This window comes from Streptomyces sp. NPDC059256 (assembly GCF_042753785.1).
Classification (GTDB): Bacteria; Actinomycetota; Actinomycetes; order Streptomycetales; family Streptomycetaceae; genus Streptomyces.
On record NZ_JBHYZO010000002.1, the window covers coordinates 798,705 to 821,101 of the forward strand.

Sequence of the window (22,397 nt, forward strand, 5' to 3'; positions counted from 1 at the left end):
TGAACCGCTGTACTTCTACGTTCTGCACCGACCTTCGCCAGCCCTGCTGGTGCTGATGTTCGGCTGGTACGTGGCCGGCTTCTCGATGCCCGTCTCGATGCCCGTTCTTCCGTGACTGGCCCGGGTCGTCCGGGCTGTCCGACCGTCAAGGAACTGTCTCGGCCGCAAGCAACTGATTGGCCTCCGAGCGTCCGTACGGCAGCCATGGTTCATGGCCCGGCCACTCCCTGTGACCTTCGCGGCCCCAGCGGATCCCTCAGTGACGAGGACGTGGGGTCTTCAGCGGCCTGGGTGAGATGGTCGCGTGCCACAGCTCACTTACTCTCATCGGCCACAGGCTCATCAATCACAAGCTCATCGGTCACAGGCTCATCAGCCGCAGGCATTGGCCACAGGCATCCCATCCCGTTGAGTGAGCTTCAGCCCTGGGTGCCCCACCTGCCCGAGCGGGGCCCTGGGCGCGCTTCTCCCGCCCGTGGAGGCACTCGCCCCCGGCCCAGGTCCAGAGCCGCCCCCGCCGCGCTTTCAGCGGCCATCTGAGCCCCGCGGGGCCTGTGTGGGCTATGCGCCTCGTCGGCGGAGCGATGGTGCCGCGCGCATTGCGCCCCCAGGCCGTGAAGGGTTTCCCGTACTCGACCCGCTCGACCCGCCGGTTCCTGCTTCTCCGCGCCTGAGGCAACGGGCGCGAGAGGACGAGCCCGGTGCAGCTACCGCCGCTCGAATGCTCTTGCGCTCCATCCTTGACCCGGCCCGGCGCCGGCAGTCCCGCACCGGGGACTCCCGCACCGGGACCGCACCGGGGAGTCCCGCTCCAGGAAGTCCCTGCACCGCCGTCGGCGCGGAAGGGACGACGGCGCGGTGACCCGTTCGGAGTCCAGCACCGCGTCCGTCCGGGAGTGGGCACAGGTGCTGCGGGGAGGCCGGGCATCACCGTGAGACCGCCCCCGTCGTATCGCCCAGGCGACGAAGCGAGCCGGGTGCAAGCCGCCGTCGATGGGGCAACACGCCGTGACAGACGTATTGGCGCCCATCCTCAGTAGTTGTCGGCCACCGCTCGTTTGGGTCCAAGTGATACCCGTGAGACATCACCACGGGGCGTAAGAAATTCGAGTTCGCGATCATTCCGACACTGCTGAGCTGCAACTCTTTACATTTCTCTAGATCGTTCACGGGAAGTCAATGCCTTCGCCCCATTACTCCATTCGGAGTGTTTTTTGGGACTGGATCATTTGATGAGCGGCAAGTGAAGGTCAATTGGATTTGTCGCGCCCTGTTTTGATCGGGTTCCGCTCCCTACAATCCGTCCACATCTTGAGCTCTGGACGACGTCAAGGAGGACGAATGGCGGGGCTCTACACCTCAGAACTGGCCGACCACCCCACCTCACTCGCAGCCGCGGTACTCACGGACGACAATCGCCTGATCATTATTGTCGTCGCCGCCGTGGCACTGGCAGCGCTCGTCGTTGCCCAGCTCCTGGTCCGCCAAGTACTGGCGGCCGGCGAGGGCACCGATTCCATGAAGAAGATCGCAGCTGCGGTCCAGGAAGGCGCAAATGCCTATCTGGCCCGTCAGTTGCGCACACTCGGCGTGTTCGCAGTCGTCGTGTTCTTTCTCCTCCTCCTACTTCCAGCGGACAACTGGTCACAGCGCGCCGGGCGCTCGGTGTTCTTCCTGGTGGGTGCGCTTTTCTCGGCAGCCACCGGATACATCGGCATGCGGCTCGCCGTTCGGGCGAATGTGCGTGTGGCCGCGGCGGCGCGAGAGGCCACACCGGCGCCGGGTGAACCAGAAAGGGACCTGACCGCCGTCGCACACAAAGCAATGAAGATCGCTTTCCGTACGGGAGGCGTGGTGGGAATGTTCACCGTGGGCCTCGGTCTGCTCGGGGCCTCCTGTGTCGTTCTCGTCTATGCCGCCGACGCCCCCAAGGTCCTGGAGGGCTTCGGTCTCGGCGCAGCGCTGATCGCGATGTTCATGCGTGTCGGTGGCGGGATCTTCACCAAGGCCGCTGACGTCGGCGCCGACCTCGTCGGCAAGGTCGAACAGGGCATCCCCGAGGACGACCCCCGTAACGCGGCCACCATCGCCGACAACGTGGGCGACAACGTCGGCGACTGCGCGGGAATGGCCGCCGACCTCTTCGAGTCGTACGCGGTCACTCTGGTCGCGGCGCTCATCCTCGGTACGGCCGCCTTCGGTGACGCGGGACTCGCCTTTCCGCTGATCGTCCCTGCGATCGGCGTGCTCACCGCGATGATCGGCATCTTTGCGGTGGCTCCACGGCGCTCCGACCGCAGCGGTATGACCGCGATCAACCGGGGGTTCTTCATCTCCGCGCTGATCTCGCTCGCCCTGGTGGCGGTGGCGGCCTTCGTCTACCTTCCGTCCACGTTCGCCGAGTTGGAAGGAGTCACCGAAACCGCGGTTTCGTCACACGAGGGCGACCCCCGGATCTTCGCCCTCGCCGCCGTCGCGATCGGGATCGTGCTCGCCGCCCTGATCCAGCAGTTGACGGGGTACTTCACCGAGACCAACCGACGGCCCGTCAGGGACATCGGCAAGTCCTCGCTGACCGGTCCGGCGACCGTCGTCCTGGCCGGGATCTCCATCGGCCTGGAGTCCGCCGTCTACACCGCGCTCCTGATCGGGCTGGGTGTGTACGGAGCCTTCCTGCTGGGCGGCACGTCCATCATGTTGGCGCTCTTCGCGGTGGCTCTCGCCGGTACGGGACTGCTCACCACGGTCGGCGTCATCGTGGCCATGGACACCTTCGGGCCCGTGTCCGACAACGCCCAGGGCATCGCCGAGATGTCCGGTGACGTGCAGGGCGCGGGCGCGCAGGTCCTCACCGACCTGGACGCTGTCGGCAACACCACCAAGGCCATCACCAAGGGAATCGCCATCGCCACCGCCGTACTGGCGGCTGCGGCGCTCTTCGGGTCGTACCGCGACGCCATCGCGACCGCGGCCCGGGACGTCGGGGAGAAGGTCGGCGACGGCGCTCCGATGAACCTCGTCATGGACATCTCGCAGCCCAACAACCTGGTGGGCCTGATCCTGGGCGCCGCGGTCGTCTTCCTCTTCTCGGGGCTGGCGATCAACGCGGTGTCCCGGTCGGCGGGGGCCGTGGTGTACGAGGTGCGACGGCAGTTCCGTGAGCACCCCGGGATCATGGACTACACCGAGAAGCCCGAATACGGTCGGGTCGTCGACATCTGTACCAAGGACGCCCTGCGGGAACTGGCGACTCCCGGGCTTCTGGCCGTGCTCACGCCCATCGCGGTCGGGTTCTCCCTGGGTGTCGGAGCCCTCGGCGCCTTCCTCGCGGGGGCGATCGGCACCGGCACGCTGATGGCCGTCTTCCTCGCCAACTCCGGAGGTGCGTGGGACAACGCCAAGAAACTGGTGGAGGACGGCCACCACGGAGGCAAGGGCAGCGAGGCACACGCCGCGACCGTGATCGGCGACACGGTCGGCGATCCCTTCAAGGACACGGCGGGTCCGGCGATCAACCCCCTGCTCAAGGTCATGAACCTGGTCGCGCTGCTGATCGCTCCGGCGGTGGTCCAGTTCAGCTACGGAGACGATGCGAGCGCGGGCGTCAGGGCGGTGGTCGCGGTCCTCTCCGTGCTGATCATCGTGGCCGCTGTCTACATCTCCAAACGGCGCGGCATCACCGTCGGGGAGGACGAGCCCCAGCCGGCGGAGCGGAGCAGTCCGTCGCCCGATCCCGCGGTGGTCTCGTGACAACCGATTGACCGCGCACTTCCAAAGAGCGGGCGGACGCCATGTCATGACGTGGTGTCCGCCCGTTCGTCATGGTGTTCAGCCGCTTGCCGTGAGCCTTCTCTCTCCTGATGCAAATGGCGCAATGAGGTATGAACCGGATGCAGGGCGCGCTGTGGTCGCCCACATGGCGTGTATGTTCCGGGGCCGAGGAGCCTTGGAAGGGACCAATCCGGTGAACAAGAAGCTTGCGGTCGCGCTGACCAGCAGTGCGGTGCTGGTACTGGCGCTGTCGGGTTGCAGCAGCGACGAGGACAAATTCACGGTCGACGACTGGGCCAAGAAGTACTGCGACGCGGCACAGCCCCAGATCAAGAAGCGGGCCGACGCCGAACAGCTCATCCGCTCGACTGCGTCGGACGGCAAACCGGCTGACATCCAGTCCGCGGACTCCAAGGCGTTCCAGGACCTCTCCGACGCGGACAAGGGCCACGCCGCAGCGCTGAGGGCCGCTGGAACTCCGCCCGTCGACGGTGGAGAAGAGCTGGTCAAGAATGCCGCGGCCGAGTTCGACGCCGAGTCCACCGCGTATCTGAATCTGAAGAAGCAGGTGGATGCGCTCGACGTCCAGAACCAGCAGAACTTCGCCGACGGCCTCAAGCCGATCGCGGAGGGGTTGGCGAAGATCGAGGTGAACCAGAGCGCCCGTCAGAAGTTGCGGTCGGGGGAGACCGGTACGGCCATGGCGAAGCAGCCGGGCTGCAAGCCCGTGAAGCCGAGCCCCGCGGCCAGTTCGGCCACCTGAGCGCGGTGGCCCGCGGGGGGCTGACGGCGCGATGCCCAGCGACACGCCCGGCCGAGCGGGGCGGCGGACCGGCTCACCGGGCCCGGCTCCCTCCCGCAGCCACACGGGCCGACGGCTGTCATCCGCGCCGCCGCCCGGGCTCCGGTTGCGGCGGTGCCTGTCTTTCGCCCGAGCCTGAGGCCCGGCGGGCGTCCCGGGCAGGGGGCCCCTTGCCCGTTCCCCGGTGGGCGGGGCAGCGGTTGTCAGCGGCGGCGGCCACAATGGGCGGGTGAGTACGACCGATGCCTCGCCCGACCTACCGTCCGCCGTCCACGCGCTCAAGCTGCGTGAGGCGTTGCTCCTCGGCGACTTCACCGTCGATGGGCTGCTCGATCTCCTGGGCGGGTCCGCGTACGCCGCGCTCGCTCGCAGTGAGACCGTGCCCGCCCTGAGAGCCACGCGCGGCGGGGCGGCTCTGGCCGGACTCGTTCGGCTGTTCCTGCTCCAACAGCCCGTGGACGAGGCGCAGGCCGGTGCCGTCCTGCCGCTGGAGGAGTGCTTGGCCGACGGCTGGTTGGTCCGTTCGGACGGCTTGGTCCGGGCGACGGTGGACATCCGTCCGTACGGCGGTCCCGAAGGCCAGGACTGGTTCATCGTCTCCGACCTGGGCTTCGCAGTCGGTGGGGCTGGTGGTGCCAGTGGGCAGAGCGAGGCAGTTGTCCTCGGTGTCGGAGGTGCGTCCACGACGCTCGCCGGGATCACCGTGCGCACCCCTGTGTCCGCCGCGCTCGACATCGGCACCGGTTCCGGCATCCAAGCGCTCCACGCCGCACAGCACTCCGGTCGGGTGACGGCCACGGATCTGAACCCCCGTGCACTGGACTTCACCCGACTGACCCTCGCGCTCTCCGCGGCTCCCGCGGCCGATCTGCGGCAGGGCTCGCTCTTCGACCCGGTCGGGGAGGACACCTTCGACCTGGTCGTTTCCAATCCGCCCTTTGTGATCTCACCCGGCGCGGACGCCCGGCTGACCTACCGCGACGGTGGCATGGCGGGGGACGAGTTGTGTCGCTCCCTCGTCCAGCGGGCGGGGGACCGCCTGAATTCCGGCGGATATGCGCATTTCCTTGCCAACTGGGAGCACGTCGAGGGCGAGGAGTGGCAGGAGAGGTTGCGTTCCTGGGTGCCCGACGGCTGTGACGCGTGGATCGTCCAGCGAGAGGTGCAGGACGTGACGCAGTACGCCGAGTTGTGGCTGCGCGACAGCGGTGACCACCGCGGCGACCCCGCTCGCTACGCCGAACGGTACGAGCGATGGCTGGACGAGTTCGAGGCGCGGGGCACCCGGGCGGTCGGCTTCGGCTGGATCACCCTGCGGAAGTCGGGCGTCGATCGGCCTTCCGTGGTGGTGGAGGAGTGGCCGCATCCGGTGGAGCAGCCGCTCGGTGAGACCGTACGGGCCCACTTCGCCCGCCAGGACTATCTGCGCAGCCATGACGACGCGGCCCTTCTCGCGGACCGCTTCATCCTGTCCGCCGACGTGGTCCAGGAACAGGTCGGTCAGCCCGGCGCCGAGGATCCGGAGCATGTGGTGCTCAGGCAGCACCGCGGCATGCGCCGCGCGACCAAGGTGGACACGGTCGGCGCGGGGTTCGCGGGTGCCTGTGACGGGACGTTGAGCGCCGGCCGGATCCTGGACGCCATCGCCCAGTTGATCAACGAGGACCCTGTGCTGCTGCGGGACCGCACGCCACAGGCGCTGCGACTGCTGGTGGAGGAGGGCTTCCTGGAGCCCGTCCCATCAACCGATCCAACCGTACTGTGATGTTTCACCCTGAATGACCTGAATGACCTGAACGCCCCGCGGCGGTCGGCGTGGAGGTAGTGGCCGTGTCCGGCAGCCCAGCGGCCGGTCGCTGCCTCAGGGCTCGGACGAACGGCGGCGGTTGATCGCCCCGAAGCGAACCGAGACGGGTCGGCTCGGATTCGGCCCCGGGCGTTGTACGGGGGCGGATCCGGAAGCCGCGCACCGGTCGGGAGCCTCTTCGTGTGCGGCTACCGCTCGCACCAGGGGAGTCCAGTCGCCCCTTGGAAGAGATGTGGAAGAGAACAGGCCATTGTTCGGCTTCGGGGGTTGTCTGTGACGGCATCGCTGTCCGACTCCACTTAGGTGCATGGGCTCGGACGGATGTGCGGTGCTTCGACCGCACCCTTCGACCGCCCCGAGCGCGTTCGACCAGGCCCTCCGGGCAGCGAGGCGTCCCTACGGGCGGTCGGCCGAACGGCTGCCACCCGCCATGGGGTGAACGCCGATACCTGCCGTGTTGAACGTTCGGGCGCCCGAGGAAGGACGAGACAGCAACAAGAACAGCCCAGGAAACGCCAAATGGTGAACCCAGAGCCCAAACCCAGAGCCCCAAACCCAAACCCAAACCCAAAGCGCAAACCCAGAGCCCAAAAAGAGGAGTGCCCCCCTCGCTCGGGTGAACCCCCGTGGCGTTCATCCGGAATTGGTGTCCAGGACGTCATGAACTGCCAGCCTCAGCCGCGGGGAATCACCCCACAACACCTCGATGGCGGCACGGGCGCGGGACGGGGCACGGCATGGAAAGTGGACCAGCGATCTTCGCAGGAGCGGCGTTCTCGCTGTTCGGGGCCGGATTGTTGCTGTGGACGGCGGTCCGATCCACCCATCGCGCACCGGTTGCCCACGGGGTGCATCCCGGGATGGCCGTCGCCCTCACCGTCGGGTTCGGCGCTGTGTCACTGGCCCTGGGCGTCTGGTGCTTCGGCCGGGTCTGAGGCCGTGCCTGAGTTGAGGAGCCGTCTGCCTGAGTCGTCGCCGTGTCCGAACAAGGGGCCATCGGGCAGGGGTGGGCCCGCCGCCCGATCGGGCCGAGTCCCTGGATGTGGGCCATCCCGTGTGCTGGGTGGAGGCGCGACCTGCTGGTTCACAGCCGCCGACGCGTGCTGGTGAACGAAGGGTGAGCCTGCCGATGAGCTAGGCGCACCTCTCCTGGTCGACGGCGGTCGGCAGACGCTCGGTCGACTGTGGCTCCAGGCGCACCATGGTGAGACCTGTTCTTCCCTCCGGAGTACGTTTCCGCCCCCTCGTTCAACGGCACTCTGATGCTCGCGGTGCGTTCGCTTCCGGCCGGCTCGTCGAATCTGGTGAGCTCGGCCGCCCTGCTGAGTTCCCTGGGCCCGCTGAGTCGACTGGACCATCTGAGACTGCTGAGCCGGCTGAGTGTCCTGTGTGTCTGCGTGTCTGTGCGTCTGTGCGTCTGTGAATTGCTCGGGGTGGCGGTCTGGGGTGGGCGCGCCGTTCGACGCTGCCTCGATGCGTACTCTTGAGACGACTTTTGCGACTGTTTGAACGCTGCCCGACCGGCCTCGATCCTGGGACTCCTGGTTCTGATCAAGAGTTGTGATCGATGAGGGGCGCCCTCGGGGGTGACCGCCCGACCTGGACCGTCGGCCTCGTTTCGGCGTCCTGGAGTGCGTGCCCGACCTCCCACCTTCCGCGGTCGGCGCCCGGTCGCCTTCCATCGGGGCGCCAGAACAGTGGCGTGTCGGTCCGGGCGGCAGGAATGCCCGGACTCGGGTTACCGTTCGAGTGGCCGTTGCGGGCTTTTACCGTTTGACACGGGGGCGGGTTGTACCGTCACACTCCGCAGCGGCAGCAGGAGCGCCAAAGTTTCGAGCAGTGCCCAGCAGTGCCGCAGCAGTGTCACGACGTGCGTCATCAGCGTCGTACTGCCGTGTCTGCCCAGCCAAGCATTCAACCGGAGAGAAGAGCGAAGTTGTCCCCGACCAGCGAGACCGCACAGGGCGGCCGACGCCTCGTGATCGTCGAGTCGCCAGCCAAGGCGAAGACGATCAAGGGCTACCTCGGCCCCGGCTATGTCGTCGAGGCGAGCGTCGGGCACATCCGCGACCTCCCGAACGGCGCGGCTGAGGTGCCCGAGAAGTACACCGGTGAGGTGCGCCGACTCGGTGTCGACGTCGAGCATGACTTCCAGCCTGTCTACGTCGTCAATGCCGATAAGAAGGCGCAGGTCAGAAAGCTCAAGGAACAGCTCGCCGACTCCGACGAGCTCTATCTGGCCACCGATGAGGACCGCGAGGGCGAGGCCATCGCCTGGCATCTCCTTGAGGTCCTCAAGCCCAAGGTCCCGGTCCACCGGATGGTCTTCCACGAGATCACCAAGGAAGCGATCCGAGAGGCCGTCGCCAATCCGCGCGAGCTGAACAAGCGCATGGTCGACGCCCAGGAGACCCGTCGCATCCTGGACCGGCTCTACGGCTACGAGGTTTCGCCGGTCCTGTGGAAGAAGGTCATGCCCCGGCTGTCCGCCGGCCGGGTGCAGTCCGTCGCCACCCGGTTGGTCGTCGAGCGTGAGCGTGAGCGCAGGGCGTTCCGCTCCGCCGAGTACTGGGATCTGACCGGGACGTTCTCGACCGGCCGCGCCGGCGATCCCTCCGACCCCTCGACCCTCGCCGCCCGACTGAACACGGTCGACGGCAAGCGGGTCGCCCAGGGGCGGGACTTCGGTCCGGACGGACAGCTCAAGTCGGGCCAGGCCCAGATCCTGCACCTGGACGAGGCACATGCCCGTGCGTTGGCCGTCGCGCTGGAGAACACCTCGTTCTCCGTCCGCTCGGTCGAGTCCAAGCCCTACCGCCGCTCCCCGTATGCTCCCTTCCGTACGACGACGATGCAGCAGGAGGCGTCGCGGAAGCTGGGCTTCGGCGCCAAGGCCACGATGCAGGTCGCGCAGAAGCTGTACGAGAACGGCTTCATCACCTATATGCGTACCGACTCCACCACGCTCTCCGACACCGCGGTGTCGGCGGCACGTGCCCAGGTGACCCAGCTCTACGGAGCCAGCTATCTGCCGGACAAGCCCCGCGTCTATGCGGGCAAGGTCAAGAACGCGCAGGAGGCCCACGAGGCGATCCGCCCTTCGGGTGATCGTTTCCGCACTCCGGCCGAGACGGGCCTGACCGGTGACCAGTTCCGGCTCTATGAGCTGATCTGGAAGCGGACCGTGGCTTCCCAGATGAAGGACGCCGTCGGTAACTCGGTCACCGTACGGATCGGTGGCGCCGCGGCGGACGGCCGCGACGTCGAGTTCACCGCGTCCGGCAAGACGATCACCTTCCACGGCTTCATGAAGGCGTACGTCGAAGGGGCCGACGACCCGAACGCCGAGCTCGACGACCGTGAGCGCCGGCTGCCGCAGGTCGCTGAGGGAGACGCGCTCGCCGCCGAAGAGATCTCGGTCGACGGCCACGCGACCAAGCCGCCCGCGCGCTACACCGAGGCGTCGCTGGTCAAGGAGCTGGAAGAGCGCGAGATCGGTCGCCCCTCCACCTATGCCTCGATCATCGGCACCATTCTGGACCGCGGCTATGTCTTCAAGAAGGGGACGGCCCTCGTGCCCTCCTTCCTGAGTTTCGCCGTCGTCAACCTGCTGGAGAAGCACTTCGGCCGGCTCGTCGACTATGACTTCACCGCCAAGATGGAGGACGACCTCGACTGCATCGCCCGGGGCGAGGCGCAGTCGGTGCCGTGGCTGAAGCGTTTCTACTTCGGTCAGGGCGCACAGGCCGCCGGTGCCCCCCAGAGCGACGCCGCAGCCGCGGGCAACGGGGACGGCGACCACCTCGGCGGTCTCAAGGCCCTGGTGACCGATCTCGGTGCGATCGACGCCCGGGAGATCTCTAGCTTCCCGGTGGGCGACGGCATCGTCCTGCGCGTCGGGCGCTACGGCCCCTATGTCGAGCGGGGTGAGAAGGACCAGGAGGGCCACCAGCGCGCCGATGTTCCGGACGACCTCGCTCCGGATGAGCTGACGGTGGAGTACGCGGAGGAGCTGCTGGCCAAGCCCAGCGGGGACTTCGCCCTGGGCACCGACCCGGTGTCGGGGAACGAGATCGTGGCGAAGGACGGGCGCTACGGCCCGTACGTCACCGAGATCCTGCCGGAAGGCACCCCGAAGACCGGCAAGAACGCGGTCAAGCCGCGCACGGCCTCGCTCTTCAAGAGCATGTCCCCGGACACGGTCACCCTGGCCGACGCCCTCAAGCTGATGTCCCTGCCGCGTGTCGTCGGCAAGGACGCCGAAGGCGTTGAGATCACCGCGCAGAACGGTCGGTACGGCCCGTACCTCAAGAAGGGCACCGACTCGCGCTCCCTGGAGAACGAGGATCAGCTCTTCACGATCACGCTGGACGAGGCCCTGGCGATCTACGCGCAGCCCAAGCAGCGCGGGCGGGCAGCGGCCAAGCCGCCGCTGAAGGAACTGGGCAACGACCCGGTGAGCGAGCGTCCCGTGGTGGTCAAGGACGGCCGCTTCGGTCCGTACGTCACCGATGGCGAGACCAACGCCACCCTGCGCAGCGGTGACAGCGTGGAGGACATCACTCCGGAGCGCGGCTACGAGCTGCTCGCCGAGAAGCGCGCCAAGGCACCTGCCAAGAAGACGGCGAAGAAGGCGCCCGCCAAGAAGGCCACCGCGAAGAAGGCCACGGCCACGAAGACCACGGCCAAGAAGACGGCTGCCAAGACCACCGCGAAGAAGACGGTGGCGAAGAAGGCGCCCGCCAAGAAGACCACTGCGTCGGCCAAGGCCACCGGCGACGCATAGACGCACCAAGGCTCATCACTGCACGGGCTCACTGCATGGGCTCGCTGCACGGGCTCACTGCACGAGTCCACCGCATGGTTCGCCGAACGGGTCCACCTAACGGGCCTTCACGACCGGCTTCAGCTCCGGTCGTGAAGGCCCGTTCGGTTGTTTTACCCCCTGCATCCTCTTCCGTGTGGATGATCGCGCTGTGTGGAGAATGTGACGGTTGCGTCGCAAGGGTGTCGAGAGGTCGGCGATGGCCTGCGGCGGAGCCGGCAGCCCTGTCCAGAAACGCCCATATGTTCGGGCTGACCCCTCAGGGAGCTAGGCGCTCCGGATAGGCTGGGCGGATGACGCGAGCCGAGCAGCCAGCCAAGCAGCAGACGGTCGAGGGCACCGTCTCAGAGACTGCCTCAGACTCCGACGCCCTTGCCGCGGACTCCCGCGAGCGGGCGCTGCGCTCCCTGCTGCGCGTCCCCTCACTGCGTCGGCTGTGGAACGCCCAGGCGGTCGGAGCGGTCGGCGACGCCATGGCCGTTCTGGTGCTGCTCCTGCTCACCCTCCAAGCGGCGGTGGCGGAGGGAACCCTCGGTGACGGCTATCGAGGAGCGGCCTTCTCCGTCGCCGCCGTTCTCGGCGCACGCATCCTCGCCACCTTCCTCTTCGGCGCGGTACTGCTCGGTCCGCTGACCTCGCTGACCTCGCCCAAGGGCCCCCTGGACCGTCGCTGGACCATGATCGCGTCGGATGGGGTGCGATTGGCCCTGCTGATCGTCGCCCCCCTGTGGCTCGACTGGACCCCGGCGAACGCCGTACTGATGCTGCTGGTCACCGTGTTCGTCCTGGGCGTCGCCGAACGCTTCTGGACCGTTGCCCGAGACGGCGCCGCCCCGGCACTGCTCCCCGCGCCGCCCCTGGAGGGCGCTGCGGTGCGTCCCCTGCCGGACCACCTCGACGCCCTGCGCAGGCTCTGGCTCCGCACGGGCTTCGTCGCCATCCCGATCGCCGCCGTGGCGCTGCTCGTCGCCACACTGGTCGGCAAGGCGCTGGGCACGGGCGTCGACTGGTTCTCCCTGCACCAGGCGGCCCTCGGTTCGTACGTCGCAGCCGGGCTCTTCGCCGCGTCCGTCTCCGTACTCGCCTTCGTCACCCTGCCTTCGTCGCCGACTCCGCGCCCGCGCTCGCCGCTAGAAGGGCTGCGTCGACCGTCCGCCGTCGGCGGTGACGGCGTCGAGAAGGGTCGTACGGGCGCGATCCCGCTCCTCGTCATCGGCTGCGCGGCGGTCGCTGGTGCGGTCGCGGCAGCCGTTGCCGTGTCCGTGCTCCACGCCGTCGACCTGGGTGGCGGCCCGCTGACCTTCGCCCTTCTCGTCCTCGCTCTGACCGGTGGTACGACCCTCGGAATCCGCGGGGGCGAGTCGGTGCTGCCGACGCTCTCCCGCCGACGTCTGCTGGCGCTCGCCCTCGCGGTTACGGGGATCGCGCTGCTGTCGATGGGGCTGGTGCCCGACACGGCGACCGTCGTGTTCGCCGCGGTGATCGGCGGTTTCGCAGCCGGTGTCGCCGCGAAGACCGGTCATGCGCTCATCGCCCAGGAGTGCGAGGACCCCCGACAGGCCCGGATGAACGACCACCTCCAGGCGGTCGTGCGCGTCTCCATCGCCTTCGGCGCCCTCGCGGCGCCCCTGTTCGCCGCGGCGATCGGACCGCAGCGACTGGCCGGCGGCGACCTCGCCTTCGTCCGCGGCGGTGCGGCCTTCAGTCTGATGCTGATGGGTGCGCTGCTGCTGCCCGTCGCGGCGGTCCTGCTCGCCAAGACGGACGACCGCTCCGGCGTACCGCTGCGTCGCGATCTGACCGAGGCGCTGCGCGGCGGGGCCGACCCGGCACAGGCGATCGCTCCCACCGGTTTCTTCATCGCCCTCGAAGGCGGCGACGGTGCGGGCAAGTCCACGCAGGTCGAAGCCCTCGCGCGATGGATCCGCGCCAAGGGCCACGAGGTCGTCGTCACCCGCGAACCGGGCGCCACCCCGGTGGGCAAGCGGCTGAGGTCAATTCTGCTCGATGTGTCATCCGCGGGACTCTCCAACCGTGCCGAGGCACTGCTGTACGCCGCCGACCGCGCGGAACACGTCGACTCGGTGGTGCGGCCCGCCCTCGAACGGGGCGCGATCGTCATCTCCGACCGGTACATCGACTCCTCGGTCGCCTATCAGGGCGCGGGCCGTGATCTGTCTCCGACGGAGATCGCCCGTATCTCGCGCTGGGCGACGGACGGGCTGGTGCCGAATCTGACGGTCCTGCTCGATGTCTCGCCCGCGACCGCGCGGGAGCGGTTCACCGAGGCTCCGGACCGGCTGGAGTCGGAGCCGGCCGAGTTCCACGGACGGGTGCGATCCGGATTCCTGACGCTCGCCGCTGGCGATCCCGGACGCTATCTCGTGGTGGATGCCGGACAGGACCCCGAAGCCGTGACGACGGTCGTACGCCATCGGCTCGACCGGTTGCTCCCCCTCTCCGAAGCCGAGGTGCGGGCCCAGGAGGAGGCCCGTCGCAAGGCGGAGGAAGAGCTGCGCCGCAAGGCCGAGGAGGAAGCTGCTCGCAAGGCTGAGGAAGAACGGCTGGAGCGCGTACGTCAGGAGCAGCTCGCGAAGCTCCGCGCCGAGGAGGAGGCCCGTCGCAAGGCCGAGGAGGAGGCCGCACGCCAGCGCGAGGAGGAGCGCAAGGCGGAAGAGGCCCGTCAGCGCGCCGAGGAGGAGCGCCGGGCGGCCGAGGAGGAGCGTCGCAGGCGGGAAGCCGAGGAAAAGGCGAAGCAGGAGGAGCAGGAGCGACTGCGCAGGCTCGCCGAGGAGCAGGCACGGCTGCGCGCCGAGGCCGAGGAACGGCGGCTGGAGAAGCAGCGCAGGGCTGAGGAGGCCCTGCTGCGAGCGGAAGAGGCCCGGTTGCTCGCCGAAGCGGCTGCGGCGGCCAAGGCCGCGAAGGAGGCGGCGGAGGCTCAGGCGGCTGAGGAAGCTGCCGCGAAGGTCAGGGCTGCCGAGGAGGCGGCTGCTGCGAAGGCTCGGGCGGCGGAGCGAGCTGCGGCGAAGGCCAGGGCTGAGGAAGCAGCGGTTGCGGCGGAGGCCGCCCGGGAGTCAGCGGCTCGGGAAGCCGAACAAGCTAAGCAAGCTGAGCAGGCCGAACAAGCTAAGCAAGCTGAGCAAGCCGAACAAACTGAGCAGGCCGAGCGATCTGGGCACGCTCAGGACGACAGTGCGGGACCGGCTCGCGGTGCCACCGCGAAGAGCGGGGTGACCTCGGGCCATGAGGTGACCGTGCCGACGCCGATCGTGGACACGACCGACCCGTCAACCCAGGAGATCACCGCACCCACCCCCGTGGTGGGACCCAATGATGTGACGCAGGAGGTCCCCAAGATCTCCGGGAGTGCTCCTGCGGATCGTGAACTGGACGAGACGGCGGTTCTGCCACCCGTGCGGGACGAGCGGTTGGAGGAGACGGCGGTTCTGCCGCCCGTGCGGGACGAGCGGTTGGAGGAGACGGCGGTTCTGCCGCCGGTGCGGGACGAGGAGCCGACCGATCGGGTGCCCCCGGGGATCTTCCGCGATGAGCAGCCGAAGCGTCGGCCGACCGGTTCGGCCCGCTCCACGGGTTCGGGCGGCCGGGGCACTGGTCGTAAGCCGCGGTCGGATTCCGGTCCGGCCTCCCGCCCCCGGGCTGCGGAGGACCCGCGATCGTCCGCGGGGTCGGGTCTCGTCGGACCCAACGACCGCACACGGGAGCTGCCCCAGATCGACCCGGAAACCGGGCGTCCGCGCCGCCGTTCGGACTGGGCGGAGGAGACCCCTCTCGACGATCTGCCGACGCTCGCCGATGAACTGTTCGGCTCCCACGGGGACGACGACGAGAGGGGCAACGGCCCCGGCCGTCGGCGCGGGCGATAGCAGGAGCGGGCCCTTTGTCGGCTGGGCTTGCGGCTGTCACTGCCCCAGCGGCTCCCGTACGGGAGCCGCTGGCCTCTCGGTGGACGGCACTGTCAGTCCCCTGGCGCACAATGGGAGCCCTCAGCACAGAAGGCAGGTGACCGGCAGATGGCGGTTTGGGATGACCTCGTCGGCCAGGAGCGGGTGCACAAGCAGCTCAGCGCCGCTGCCCGTGACGCCGATGCGCTCGTCACCGCCGAGGCCAGTGGGGAAACCCTCGCCGACACCTCCACAATGACGCATGCGTGGTTGTTCACCGGCCCCCCCGGCTCCGGATTGGCCACGGCCGCCCGTGCCTTCGCCGCGGCGTTGCAGTGCATCAGCCCCGACCGTGCCCTCGGCGGGGTGCCGGGCTGTGGATTCTGTGACGGCTGCCACACCGCCCTCATCGGTACGCACACGGATGTCCAGGTCGTCCGCACCGACCTGCTGTCGATCGGTGTCAAGGGGACCAGGGACCTGGTCCGTCGCGCTCAGCTCTCCCCGGCCGTCGGCCGCTGGCAGGTGATCATCCTGGAGAACGCGGATCGACTCACCGAGGGCGCGGGCAACGTACTGCTGAAGGCCGTCGAGGAGCCCGCTCCCCGTACGGTGTGGTTGCTGTGCGCGCCGTCGCTGGAGGACGTGCTGCCCACGATTCGTTCCCGGTGCCGTCATCTGATGCTGCGTACGCCCCCCGTCGACGCGGTCGCCGATGTGCTGATCCGTCGGGACGGCATCGAGCCCGAGGTCGCCGCCGCCGCCGCTCGTGCCACCCAGGGGCACATCGACCGGGCCCGACGGCTCGCCACCGATGAGCGGGCCCGGGCCCGTCGGGCCACGATCCTCAAACTGCCCCTGCGGGTCGATGACGTCGGAGCCGCGCTCAAGGCCGCCCAGGAGCTGATCGATGCCGCCGAGGACGATGCCAAGCAGGTCGCGGACGAGGTCGACACCAAGGAGGTCGACGAGTTGAAGGCCGCTCTCGGTGCCGCACAGGGCGGTCGGATGCCGCGCGGGACAGCGGGCGTGATGAAGGAACTGGAGAAAGACCAGAAGAGCCGTAGGACCCGCACCCAACGGGACACCCTGGATCTTGCGCTCGGCGATCTCACCAGCTTCTACCGCGATGTGCTCGCCCTCCAACTGGGCTCGGAGGTCGCCATCGCCAATGGGGACGTACGGGACGGCCTGGAGCGGATCGCCCGTTCCTCCACACCGGAGAACACCCTGCGGCGGATCGAGGCGGTGTTCGCCTGCCGGGACGCCCTCCAGAAGAACGTGGCCGCCCTGCTGGCCGTCGAATCCATGGCGATGGCGCTGCGCGCGGGTTGACCACAGCGGAAGGGCACGGCACCAGTTCGACGCTGTGCTCCACCACGTCCCGATGGTTGTTCGTCGCACGAAGAGGCATCCATCTACCGGTTGAATTCACCCGTAAGAGCACGGATGGGCAACTTTTCCCACAGTCGCCTAGGCTCCGGGGATGGACCCAAGGCGCATGCTCCGCAGCTCAGTCCTCGCCGTGACCGCAGCCGGCCTGCTGTTGTCGGGCTGCACCGGAACGGATCCTTCCAACAGTTCCTCGGTATCCACTCCCGAGGGCGGCGGTTCGGGCTCAGGCACGAGCGCCGCCCCTGTCGCCGAGCTCAAGCCGTACTACGCGCAGAAGTTGGCCTGGCGGGAGTGCGGGGTCCCCGGATTCGAGTGCAGCACCCTGAAGGCGCCCCTCGACTACGAGAAGCCGGAGGGGGAGTCCATCAAACTCGCGGTGGCCCGCAAGAAGGCCACCGGGCCGGGCGCCCGGATCGGATCGTTGCTGGTCAACCCCGGTGGCCCCGGCGGGTCCGCCATCGGATACCTCCAGGCGTACGCGGGCATCGGCTATCCGGCCCAGGTCCGTGCCCGCTACGACATGGTTGCCATCGACCCGCGGGGGGTCGCCCGCAGCGAGCCCGTCGAATGCCTGACGGGCAAGGAGATGGACGCCTACACCCAGGTGGACCAGACGCCGGACGACCCGGCCGAGACCAATCGGCTCACCACCTCCTTCAAGGCATTCGCCGCCGGATGCGAGAAGCGCTCCGGCACGGTCCTGCCCCATGTCTCCACCGAGGATTCCGCGCGTGACATGGATGTACTGCGCGCAGTACTCGGCGACCGGAAACTCGCGTACGTCGGAGCGTCGTACGGAACCTTCCTGGGGGCGACGTACGCGGAACTCTTCCCCGACCGGGCCGGACGCCTCGTGCTCGACGGCGCACTCGACCCCTCGCTGCCCGCCCGTCAGGTGAACCGTGATCAGACCGCAGGGTTCGAGACCGCCTTCCGCTCCTTCGCGACCGACTGTGTGACACGGACCGACTGCCCGCTGGGCAGCACCTCGGTCGCGGACGCCTCCGCCCGCCTCAAGGAGTTCTTCGCCGAACTGGATGCGCGCCCGGTGCCCACCGGCGAGAGCCGTGAACTCGGCGAGTCGCTGGCCACGACCGGTGTGCTCACGGCGATGTACGACGAGAACGCCTGGCCACAGCTGCGTGAGGGACTGGCGAGCGCGATGGAGGGCGACGGCGCCGGCCTGTTGGCGCTCGCCGACAGCTACTACGAGCGCGAGAGCGACGGCTCGTACACCAATCTGATGTACGCCAACGCCGCTGTGAACTGTCTGGACCTGCCCCCCGCCTTCAGCCGGCCGCAGGAGGTGGAGGAAGCGCTCCCCGACTTCGAGAAGGCATCGCCGGTGTTCGGGCGAGGGTTCGCCTGGGCGGCGCTGAACTGCGCGTACTGGCCCACCCCCGCCACCGGCACACCGCACCCCATCGAGGCCAAGGGCGCGGACCCGATCCTGGTGGTCGGCACGACGAAGGACCCGGCGACCCCCTACAAGTGGGCTCAGGCACTTGCCGACCAGCTCGCGTCGGGTCGGCTGCTGACCTACGACGGGGACGGGCACACGGCGTACGGGCGGGGCAGCGAGTGCATCGACTCGGCCATCAACGCCTACCTCCTGAAGGGCACGGTGCCGCAGGACGGCAAGCGCTGCCGCTGATCCACCACCCCTGCCGCCTCCTGCCGCCGTCTGTCGGCCCCTGAGGGGTTGCGCGGGGTCAGTGCCCGGCCGTGGCGGTGAATCCCCGCGGCACCAACCACGCCACCAGTACGGTGACCACGGCGACGATCCCGGCCGAGACGAAGGCCGTCGTGGTCAACGCGTCGTCGAAGGCGATCCGTGCGACCTCCAGGATCTGCCCGCCCCCACCTTGAGCCAGCTCGAACGCACCACCGATCGACTCCCGGGCCTGCGCCGGCTGCCCGACCATGTGGTCCGCGTAGACCGCCCCGTGAATCGACCCGAGCAGGGCCACGCCCAGCCCGACGCCGAGTTCGTAGCTGGTCTCGGAAACCGCCCCTGCCTGCCCGGCCCGGGCCGCGGGAACGGCCGATACGAGAACGGACGACGCCGTGGTGATTGCGAGTCCATCTCCGAGGCCCAGCAGCACCAGGACGACGGCGACGTATCCGTAACTGGTCGGCTCCGGTGAGAGCGCCAGGACCAGGAACCCGGCGACGACACCCCCGAGCCCCAGCGTCATGAGGGCGCGGACCCCCAGCCGGTCCATCAACACGGGAGCCAGCAGCGATCCGCTGAGCACGGCGAGCGCTGCGGGCAGCGTGCGCAACCCTGCCTGGGAAGGCGAGTAGCCGTGGACGTACTGGAGCCAGAGCGACATCAGGAAGAGGGCCGCCCCGATCGCGAGCATCGCCATCAGGATGACCAGGGCCGCGGCGGTGAAGGCTCGGTTCCGGAAGAGCCGAACGTCCAGCAGCGGGTCGGGCAGTCCCAACTGCCGACGGGCGAACACCACCAGGACGAGCACCCCGACGGCCAGGACGACGATGTCCACGACACCCGGACTGCCCTTGGCGATGTGTTTGATGCCCCAGGCCAGCCCCACCACACCGACGACCGAGAGGAGTGCGCTCGGCACATCGAGCGGGGCATGCCCAGCGTCCTTGAACTCCGGAAGCAGCCAGAGGCCGGCGACGAAGGTGGCGATGACGACCGGAACGTTGAGCCAGAAGGCCGCGGCCCATCCGTACTCCTCCACGAGCACTCCGCCGATCAGCGGCCCCAGGGCCGCGCCGGCTCCTGCGACGGCGGCCCAGATGCCGATGGCCCGGGCGCGCTCGCGGGCGTTGGTGAAGATGTTCCGGATGAGGGAGAGCGTGGACGGCATGACCATGGCCCCGCCCACCCCGAGCAGTACCCGGCCCCCGATCAGCTGCCAGGTGCTGCTGGCGGTGGCGGCGACGACGGACGCCAGTCCGAAGATCACGATCCCGCCGAGGAAGAGGCGCTTACGGCCGTACCGGTCACTGACCGCGCCGGTGGTGACGAGCAGACCGCCGAGGACGAGCCCATAGATGTCGATGATCCACAGCTGTTCGATGGCGCTGGGCTGGAGGTCGTCGATCAGCGAGGGCAGGGCGACGTTCAGGATGGTGGCGTCCAGCGCAACCAGCAGCAGACTGGCGCACAACACCGCCAACATCGCCCACCGCTCCCGCCCGGGCTGCCACGGAGCATCGGCGGCGGCCTGCTGGGTGGCTCGGCCCATGGTGCCTCGCTTCATCGGGAGAGGGCTGGGGGTGTCCGTGCGACGGTCGTGAGGAGGCGCATGACCGGGTCGAAGGGATGAATGGATCTTCGTAAAAGTATGTCCCGTTTTGCCCTCTCATGCGCAAGTGGAATTGAGGCGAGTGAGCCTCCCGTCCGAAGCCCTGGGTGGTTCGGGGCACTCACAACAACCCTGTAGACTCGTCACCGCTGCTGATGCCAATGTGTCTCGCAAGAGCCGGTATCCCGCAGCTTGCCGCCTTAGCTCAGTTGGCCAGAGCAACGCACTCGTAATGCGTAGGTCTCGGGTTCGAATCCCGAAGGCGGCTCTGAAGAACCCCAGGACTCACTCGCCGTGACCTGGGGTTTTTCGCTTTGCCGGGGTGATTACCCGGCGGACGGAGACTCCCGTTCCGTGCCGCCCGGTCCAAGGGGGCGCAAGGGGAGCGCATTTGCGCAGCCGGTGTGCGGTGGAGTGTGCGCGGAAGCCCGCCGGATCGCAGCCGGGCGGCCCGGACGAGTCTCTGGCGGGATCGGATCATTTTGTGGAACCACTCCAAGATCCCCTCGTAGGCTGGGGCTGTGGCAGATCCCCAGGAGACCGTCCCGTTCAGGGCACTGGTCGCGCAGACGAGCGCCGTGCTGCTGACCCGCGGAGTCGAGGTGGAGACCGCCGCCGTGCATGGGGTCGTCGCTCACCTCGTCGGCGCCATGGCGCAGCGGGTCGGGATGGACGAGGAGGAAGCCGTCCACCTGGTCACCCCGGAGGCGGTGGCCGACATCATCGTGAAGGCGACCGCCGAGCGGGCGCCGGGTGCCGCCCCGCCCCACGCTGTGAGGCCCGTCCGGGTGGACGACCGGCTGGTGCGCGTCAGCGTCGAGTCGCTGGGACATCTGGTCATGGCCACCGCGCAGGCCGGCAAGTACGCGAGCTTGAACGGCGACAGTCCGGCTGCAGCACACCCTTGGTCGGTATCTGCACCCGCTTGAGCACGTCGTATCCGGTCACCTGCATTTCCACGACGCCGGAGCGCAGTTCTCGCGAGGTTACGCCGTACATGGTGAACGAGTGCCGCAGCCGGTCACACGAGGCTGCTACGTCGAACACGTCTTGACCAGAGCGGAGCTTGAGCCGCAGCACCAGCCCGGTCAGTTGCAGATGCAGGATGCGCCGGGCGCGGGGACCAGGAACCGGTCGGTTTGTGGCCCGAGCCAGTGTGAGGTGCCAGCACGAGGGCGGGACCGTCAGCCCGCAGGCATCCATGACAGTTATGTAGCGGAATAGAACCCGAAGACTCGTCAGGGTGGCACCGAAGGTGAGCCAGTGCCAGGTGGGGAGCCGCCAACGCAGGAGACCCGCAGTGGCGACGCCCAGCACCAGAGCGACCGTTAACCAGATCATAATCAGGCCGCCTTCGGCTGCGAGGCGCCGACGGTCAGCGAGGTAACGGCGACCGCGCGGAAGGCGATGCCGTGCCGCTTCTGGCCGTTGAACTCGTTCTCCCACGGCCGGGCGGTCAGACCGGTCAGCGCGAGGGGCGTGCCCATCGTCAGTTCACCAGTAATGCCCGGCTCGGGGACGGTCACGGTTAGGATCTCGACCGCACCGTTGAGCGCGAACATTACGTCCACGGTCATCAGGTCGGCGCCGGTCTCTGCGTCGGTGGCGATCTCGCCGGAGCGGCGGTCGTGGATCTTTTTCTGGGGAGGCTGGGTGACCGTCACGGTGGCGGCGGAGGTGTCAACGGGGATCTGACGCATGAGTGCGCTCCTAGATGCGACTACTTGACGTACTTAGTACGTCATCTCTGGGTTGAGCATGAACTCGTACCACTTGTTGTGTCAAGTGGTCGGTCTCGACTCCCTTGCGCGGGATGTGCTGGACTAAGGGCTGTCCCGTAATCCCCCCGGTGGATCAGCGCACGGCGTCAGATGCGGTGCATCGCAAGGCGGAGGGTCGCCCTCATACTGGATGTATTTGGGTGATTCGACAACGCGGCGAGGTGCCGTAGCTGTCGTCGTGCGCCCGCCGGGGATTACGGGACAGCCCTTAGGTATGACAACCACTGAGAGGGGCTATGGCCGACTTCACCGCCGGGCGGGCCGCGTACTTGCAGATCGCCGACGAGTTCAAGCGCAAGATCCGAAACGGGGAACTCGAACCGGGCGACAGGTTGCCCTCAGAGGCGAAGCTGATGACCGAGCACGGCGTATCGCGTACTGTGGCCCGGCAGGCGATCTCTCGGCTCCGTGAGGACGGCTACGCGAGTTCTCACCAGGGCAAAGGCAGCTTTGTCGCACTGCCCGGTGAGGGTGCCTCGCCGAAGCGAAGCGCCGAGTTCGAGCAGATCACTGAGTATCTGTCGGAGATGCATCGGGATGTGCGCCGTCTCACCGAGCGGTTGGATCAACTTGAGGATCTTGTGCGGCAGCAAGGCCAAGCTCGGTGACCAACCTGTGCCCGTCGGGCGATTCGCCTGAGATCGCCAGCGGCGCGGTATGTCGCAAGAAGTCCTGGCTGGACTCGACGGCCGTACGGTCGACTGGCTGAGCAAGGCCGAACATATCTGGCTGGAGCTAAAGGGTGTTGCAGAAGGCTCTGTTCTGGGCATTTTGCCTGTATGGGTGGGGTGTTGCGGGCTGAGCCGGTGTGGGTGGAGACGTTCACGGGC

General features: G+C 68.3%; 12 protein-coding genes, 1 tRNA gene and 1 pseudogene. 11 read left to right on the forward strand and 3 right to left on the reverse strand.

What is annotated here, in order from left to right; genetic code table 11:
- Window positions 1-1,341 precede the first annotated feature (1,341 nt).
- From ACFXJL_RS08000 to ACFXJL_RS08035, 8 genes are all read left to right on the forward strand, one after another.
- Window positions 1,342-3,750 (forward strand): sodium-translocating pyrophosphatase, encoded by a 2,409-nt coding sequence (locus ACFXJL_RS08000; RefSeq protein ID WP_384690274.1) that lies wholly within the window; start codon window positions 1,342-1,344, stop codon window positions 3,748-3,750.
- A gap of 214 nt (window positions 3,751-3,964) precedes the next feature.
- Entirely contained in the window at window positions 3,965-4,534 is a 570-nt protein-coding gene (locus tag ACFXJL_RS08005) for a small secreted protein (protein WP_384636150.1), read from the forward strand.
- 268 nt (window positions 4,535-4,802) lie between these two features.
- Window positions 4,803-6,338, forward strand: a complete 1,536-nt coding sequence (locus ACFXJL_RS08010) for a class I SAM-dependent methyltransferase (RefSeq protein ID WP_358876620.1) — start codon at window positions 4,803-4,805, stop codon at window positions 6,336-6,338.
- A 779-nt stretch (window positions 6,339-7,117) separates the two neighbouring features.
- A complete protein-coding gene (locus ACFXJL_RS08015) occupies window positions 7,118-7,315 on the forward strand; it encodes a hypothetical protein (RefSeq protein ID WP_384636156.1) in 198 nt (65 codons plus the stop codon).
- A gap of 1,001 nt (window positions 7,316-8,316) precedes the next feature.
- Window positions 8,317-11,166 carry a type I DNA topoisomerase gene (topA, locus tag ACFXJL_RS08020; RefSeq protein ID WP_384690277.1) on the forward strand — a complete coding sequence of 950 codons (2,850 nt, stop codon included), beginning with the start codon at window positions 8,317-8,319 and terminating at the stop codon, window positions 11,164-11,166.
- A gap of 332 nt (window positions 11,167-11,498) precedes the next feature.
- Window positions 11,499-15,089: a dTMP kinase gene (tmk, locus tag ACFXJL_RS08025; RefSeq protein WP_384690280.1), complete on the forward strand. Its 3,591-nt coding sequence runs from the start codon at window positions 11,499-11,501 to the stop codon at window positions 15,087-15,089.
- A gap of 147 nt (window positions 15,090-15,236) precedes the next feature.
- Window positions 15,237-16,442, forward strand: coding sequence for a DNA polymerase III subunit delta' (locus ACFXJL_RS08030; RefSeq protein ID WP_358876617.1), 1,206 nt, complete (start codon window positions 15,237-15,239; stop codon window positions 16,440-16,442).
- Between the two features lie 151 nt (window positions 16,443-16,593).
- Window positions 16,594-18,156 (forward strand): alpha/beta hydrolase, encoded by a 1,563-nt coding sequence (locus tag ACFXJL_RS08035; RefSeq protein ID WP_384690283.1) that lies wholly within the window; start codon window positions 16,594-16,596, stop codon window positions 18,154-18,156.
- Window positions 18,157-18,214: 58 nt separating this feature from the next.
- Here the strand turns inward: ACFXJL_RS08035 and ACFXJL_RS08040 are convergent, their stop codons facing one another.
- A complete protein-coding gene (locus ACFXJL_RS08040; RefSeq protein ID WP_384690286.1) occupies window positions 18,215-19,741 on the reverse strand; it encodes an MFS transporter in 1,527 nt (508 codons plus the stop codon).
- A gap of 239 nt (window positions 19,742-19,980) precedes the next feature.
- On the opposite strand from ACFXJL_RS08040, the gene ACFXJL_RS08045 reads away from it, so the two are divergent.
- Window positions 19,981-20,054, forward strand: a tRNA-Thr gene (locus ACFXJL_RS08045).
- 253 nt (window positions 20,055-20,307) lie between these two features.
- On the forward strand, window positions 20,308-20,715 hold the full coding sequence (locus tag ACFXJL_RS08050; RefSeq protein ID WP_384690289.1) for a hypothetical protein: 408 nt from the start codon (window positions 20,308-20,310) through the stop codon (window positions 20,713-20,715).
- On the opposite strand, the pseudogene ACFXJL_RS08055 reads toward ACFXJL_RS08050, so the two are convergent.
- Window positions 20,690-21,127 (reverse strand): annotated as a pseudogene (locus ACFXJL_RS08055) (plasmid transfer protein); the annotation flags it as partial. The gene ACFXJL_RS08050 and the pseudogene ACFXJL_RS08055 overlap by 26 nt on opposite strands.
- Before the next feature lie 2 nt (window positions 21,128-21,129).
- Window positions 21,130-21,486: a hypothetical protein gene (locus tag ACFXJL_RS08060; protein WP_384690292.1), complete on the reverse strand. Its 357-nt coding sequence runs from the start codon at window positions 21,484-21,486 to the stop codon at window positions 21,130-21,132.
- Between the two features lie 317 nt (window positions 21,487-21,803).
- On the opposite strand from ACFXJL_RS08060, the gene ACFXJL_RS08065 reads away from it, so the two are divergent.
- The gene (locus tag ACFXJL_RS08065) at window positions 21,804-22,175 is read left to right on the forward strand and encodes a winged helix-turn-helix domain-containing protein (RefSeq protein ID WP_384690295.1); all 372 of its coding nucleotides are present in this window, start codon (window positions 21,804-21,806) and stop codon (window positions 22,173-22,175) included.
- The last annotated feature ends 222 nt before the right edge of the window (window positions 22,176-22,397 follow it).

What these genes read in the sequence shown, in the direction of transcription:
- ACFXJL_RS08000 (WP_384690274.1), top strand. Translation starts at nt 1,342, where the DNA reads ATGGCGGGGCTCTACACCTCAGAACTGGCCGACCACCCCACCTCACTC.
- tmk (WP_384690280.1), top strand. Translation starts at nt 11,499, where the DNA reads ATGACGCGAGCCGAGCAGCCAGCCAAGCAGCAGACGGTCGAGGGCACC.
- ACFXJL_RS08030 (WP_358876617.1), top strand. Translation starts at nt 15,237, where the DNA reads ATGGCGGTTTGGGATGACCTCGTCGGCCAGGAGCGGGTGCACAAGCAG.
- ACFXJL_RS08035 (WP_384690283.1), top strand. Translation starts at nt 16,594, where the DNA reads ATGGACCCAAGGCGCATGCTCCGCAGCTCAGTCCTCGCCGTGACCGCA.
- ACFXJL_RS08065 (WP_384690295.1), top strand. Translation starts at nt 21,804, where the DNA reads ATGGCCGACTTCACCGCCGGGCGGGCCGCGTACTTGCAGATCGCCGAC.
- ACFXJL_RS08040 (WP_384690286.1), bottom strand. Translation starts at nt 19,741, where the DNA reads ATGAAGCGAGGCACCATGGGCCGAGCCACCCAGCAGGCCGCCGCCGAT.
- ACFXJL_RS08060 (WP_384690292.1), bottom strand. Translation starts at nt 21,486, where the DNA reads ATGCGTCAGATCCCCGTTGACACCTCCGCCGCCACCGTGACGGTCACC.
- ACFXJL_RS08015 (WP_384636156.1), top strand. Translation starts at nt 7,118, where the DNA reads ATGGAAAGTGGACCAGCGATCTTCGCAGGAGCGGCGTTCTCGCTGTTC.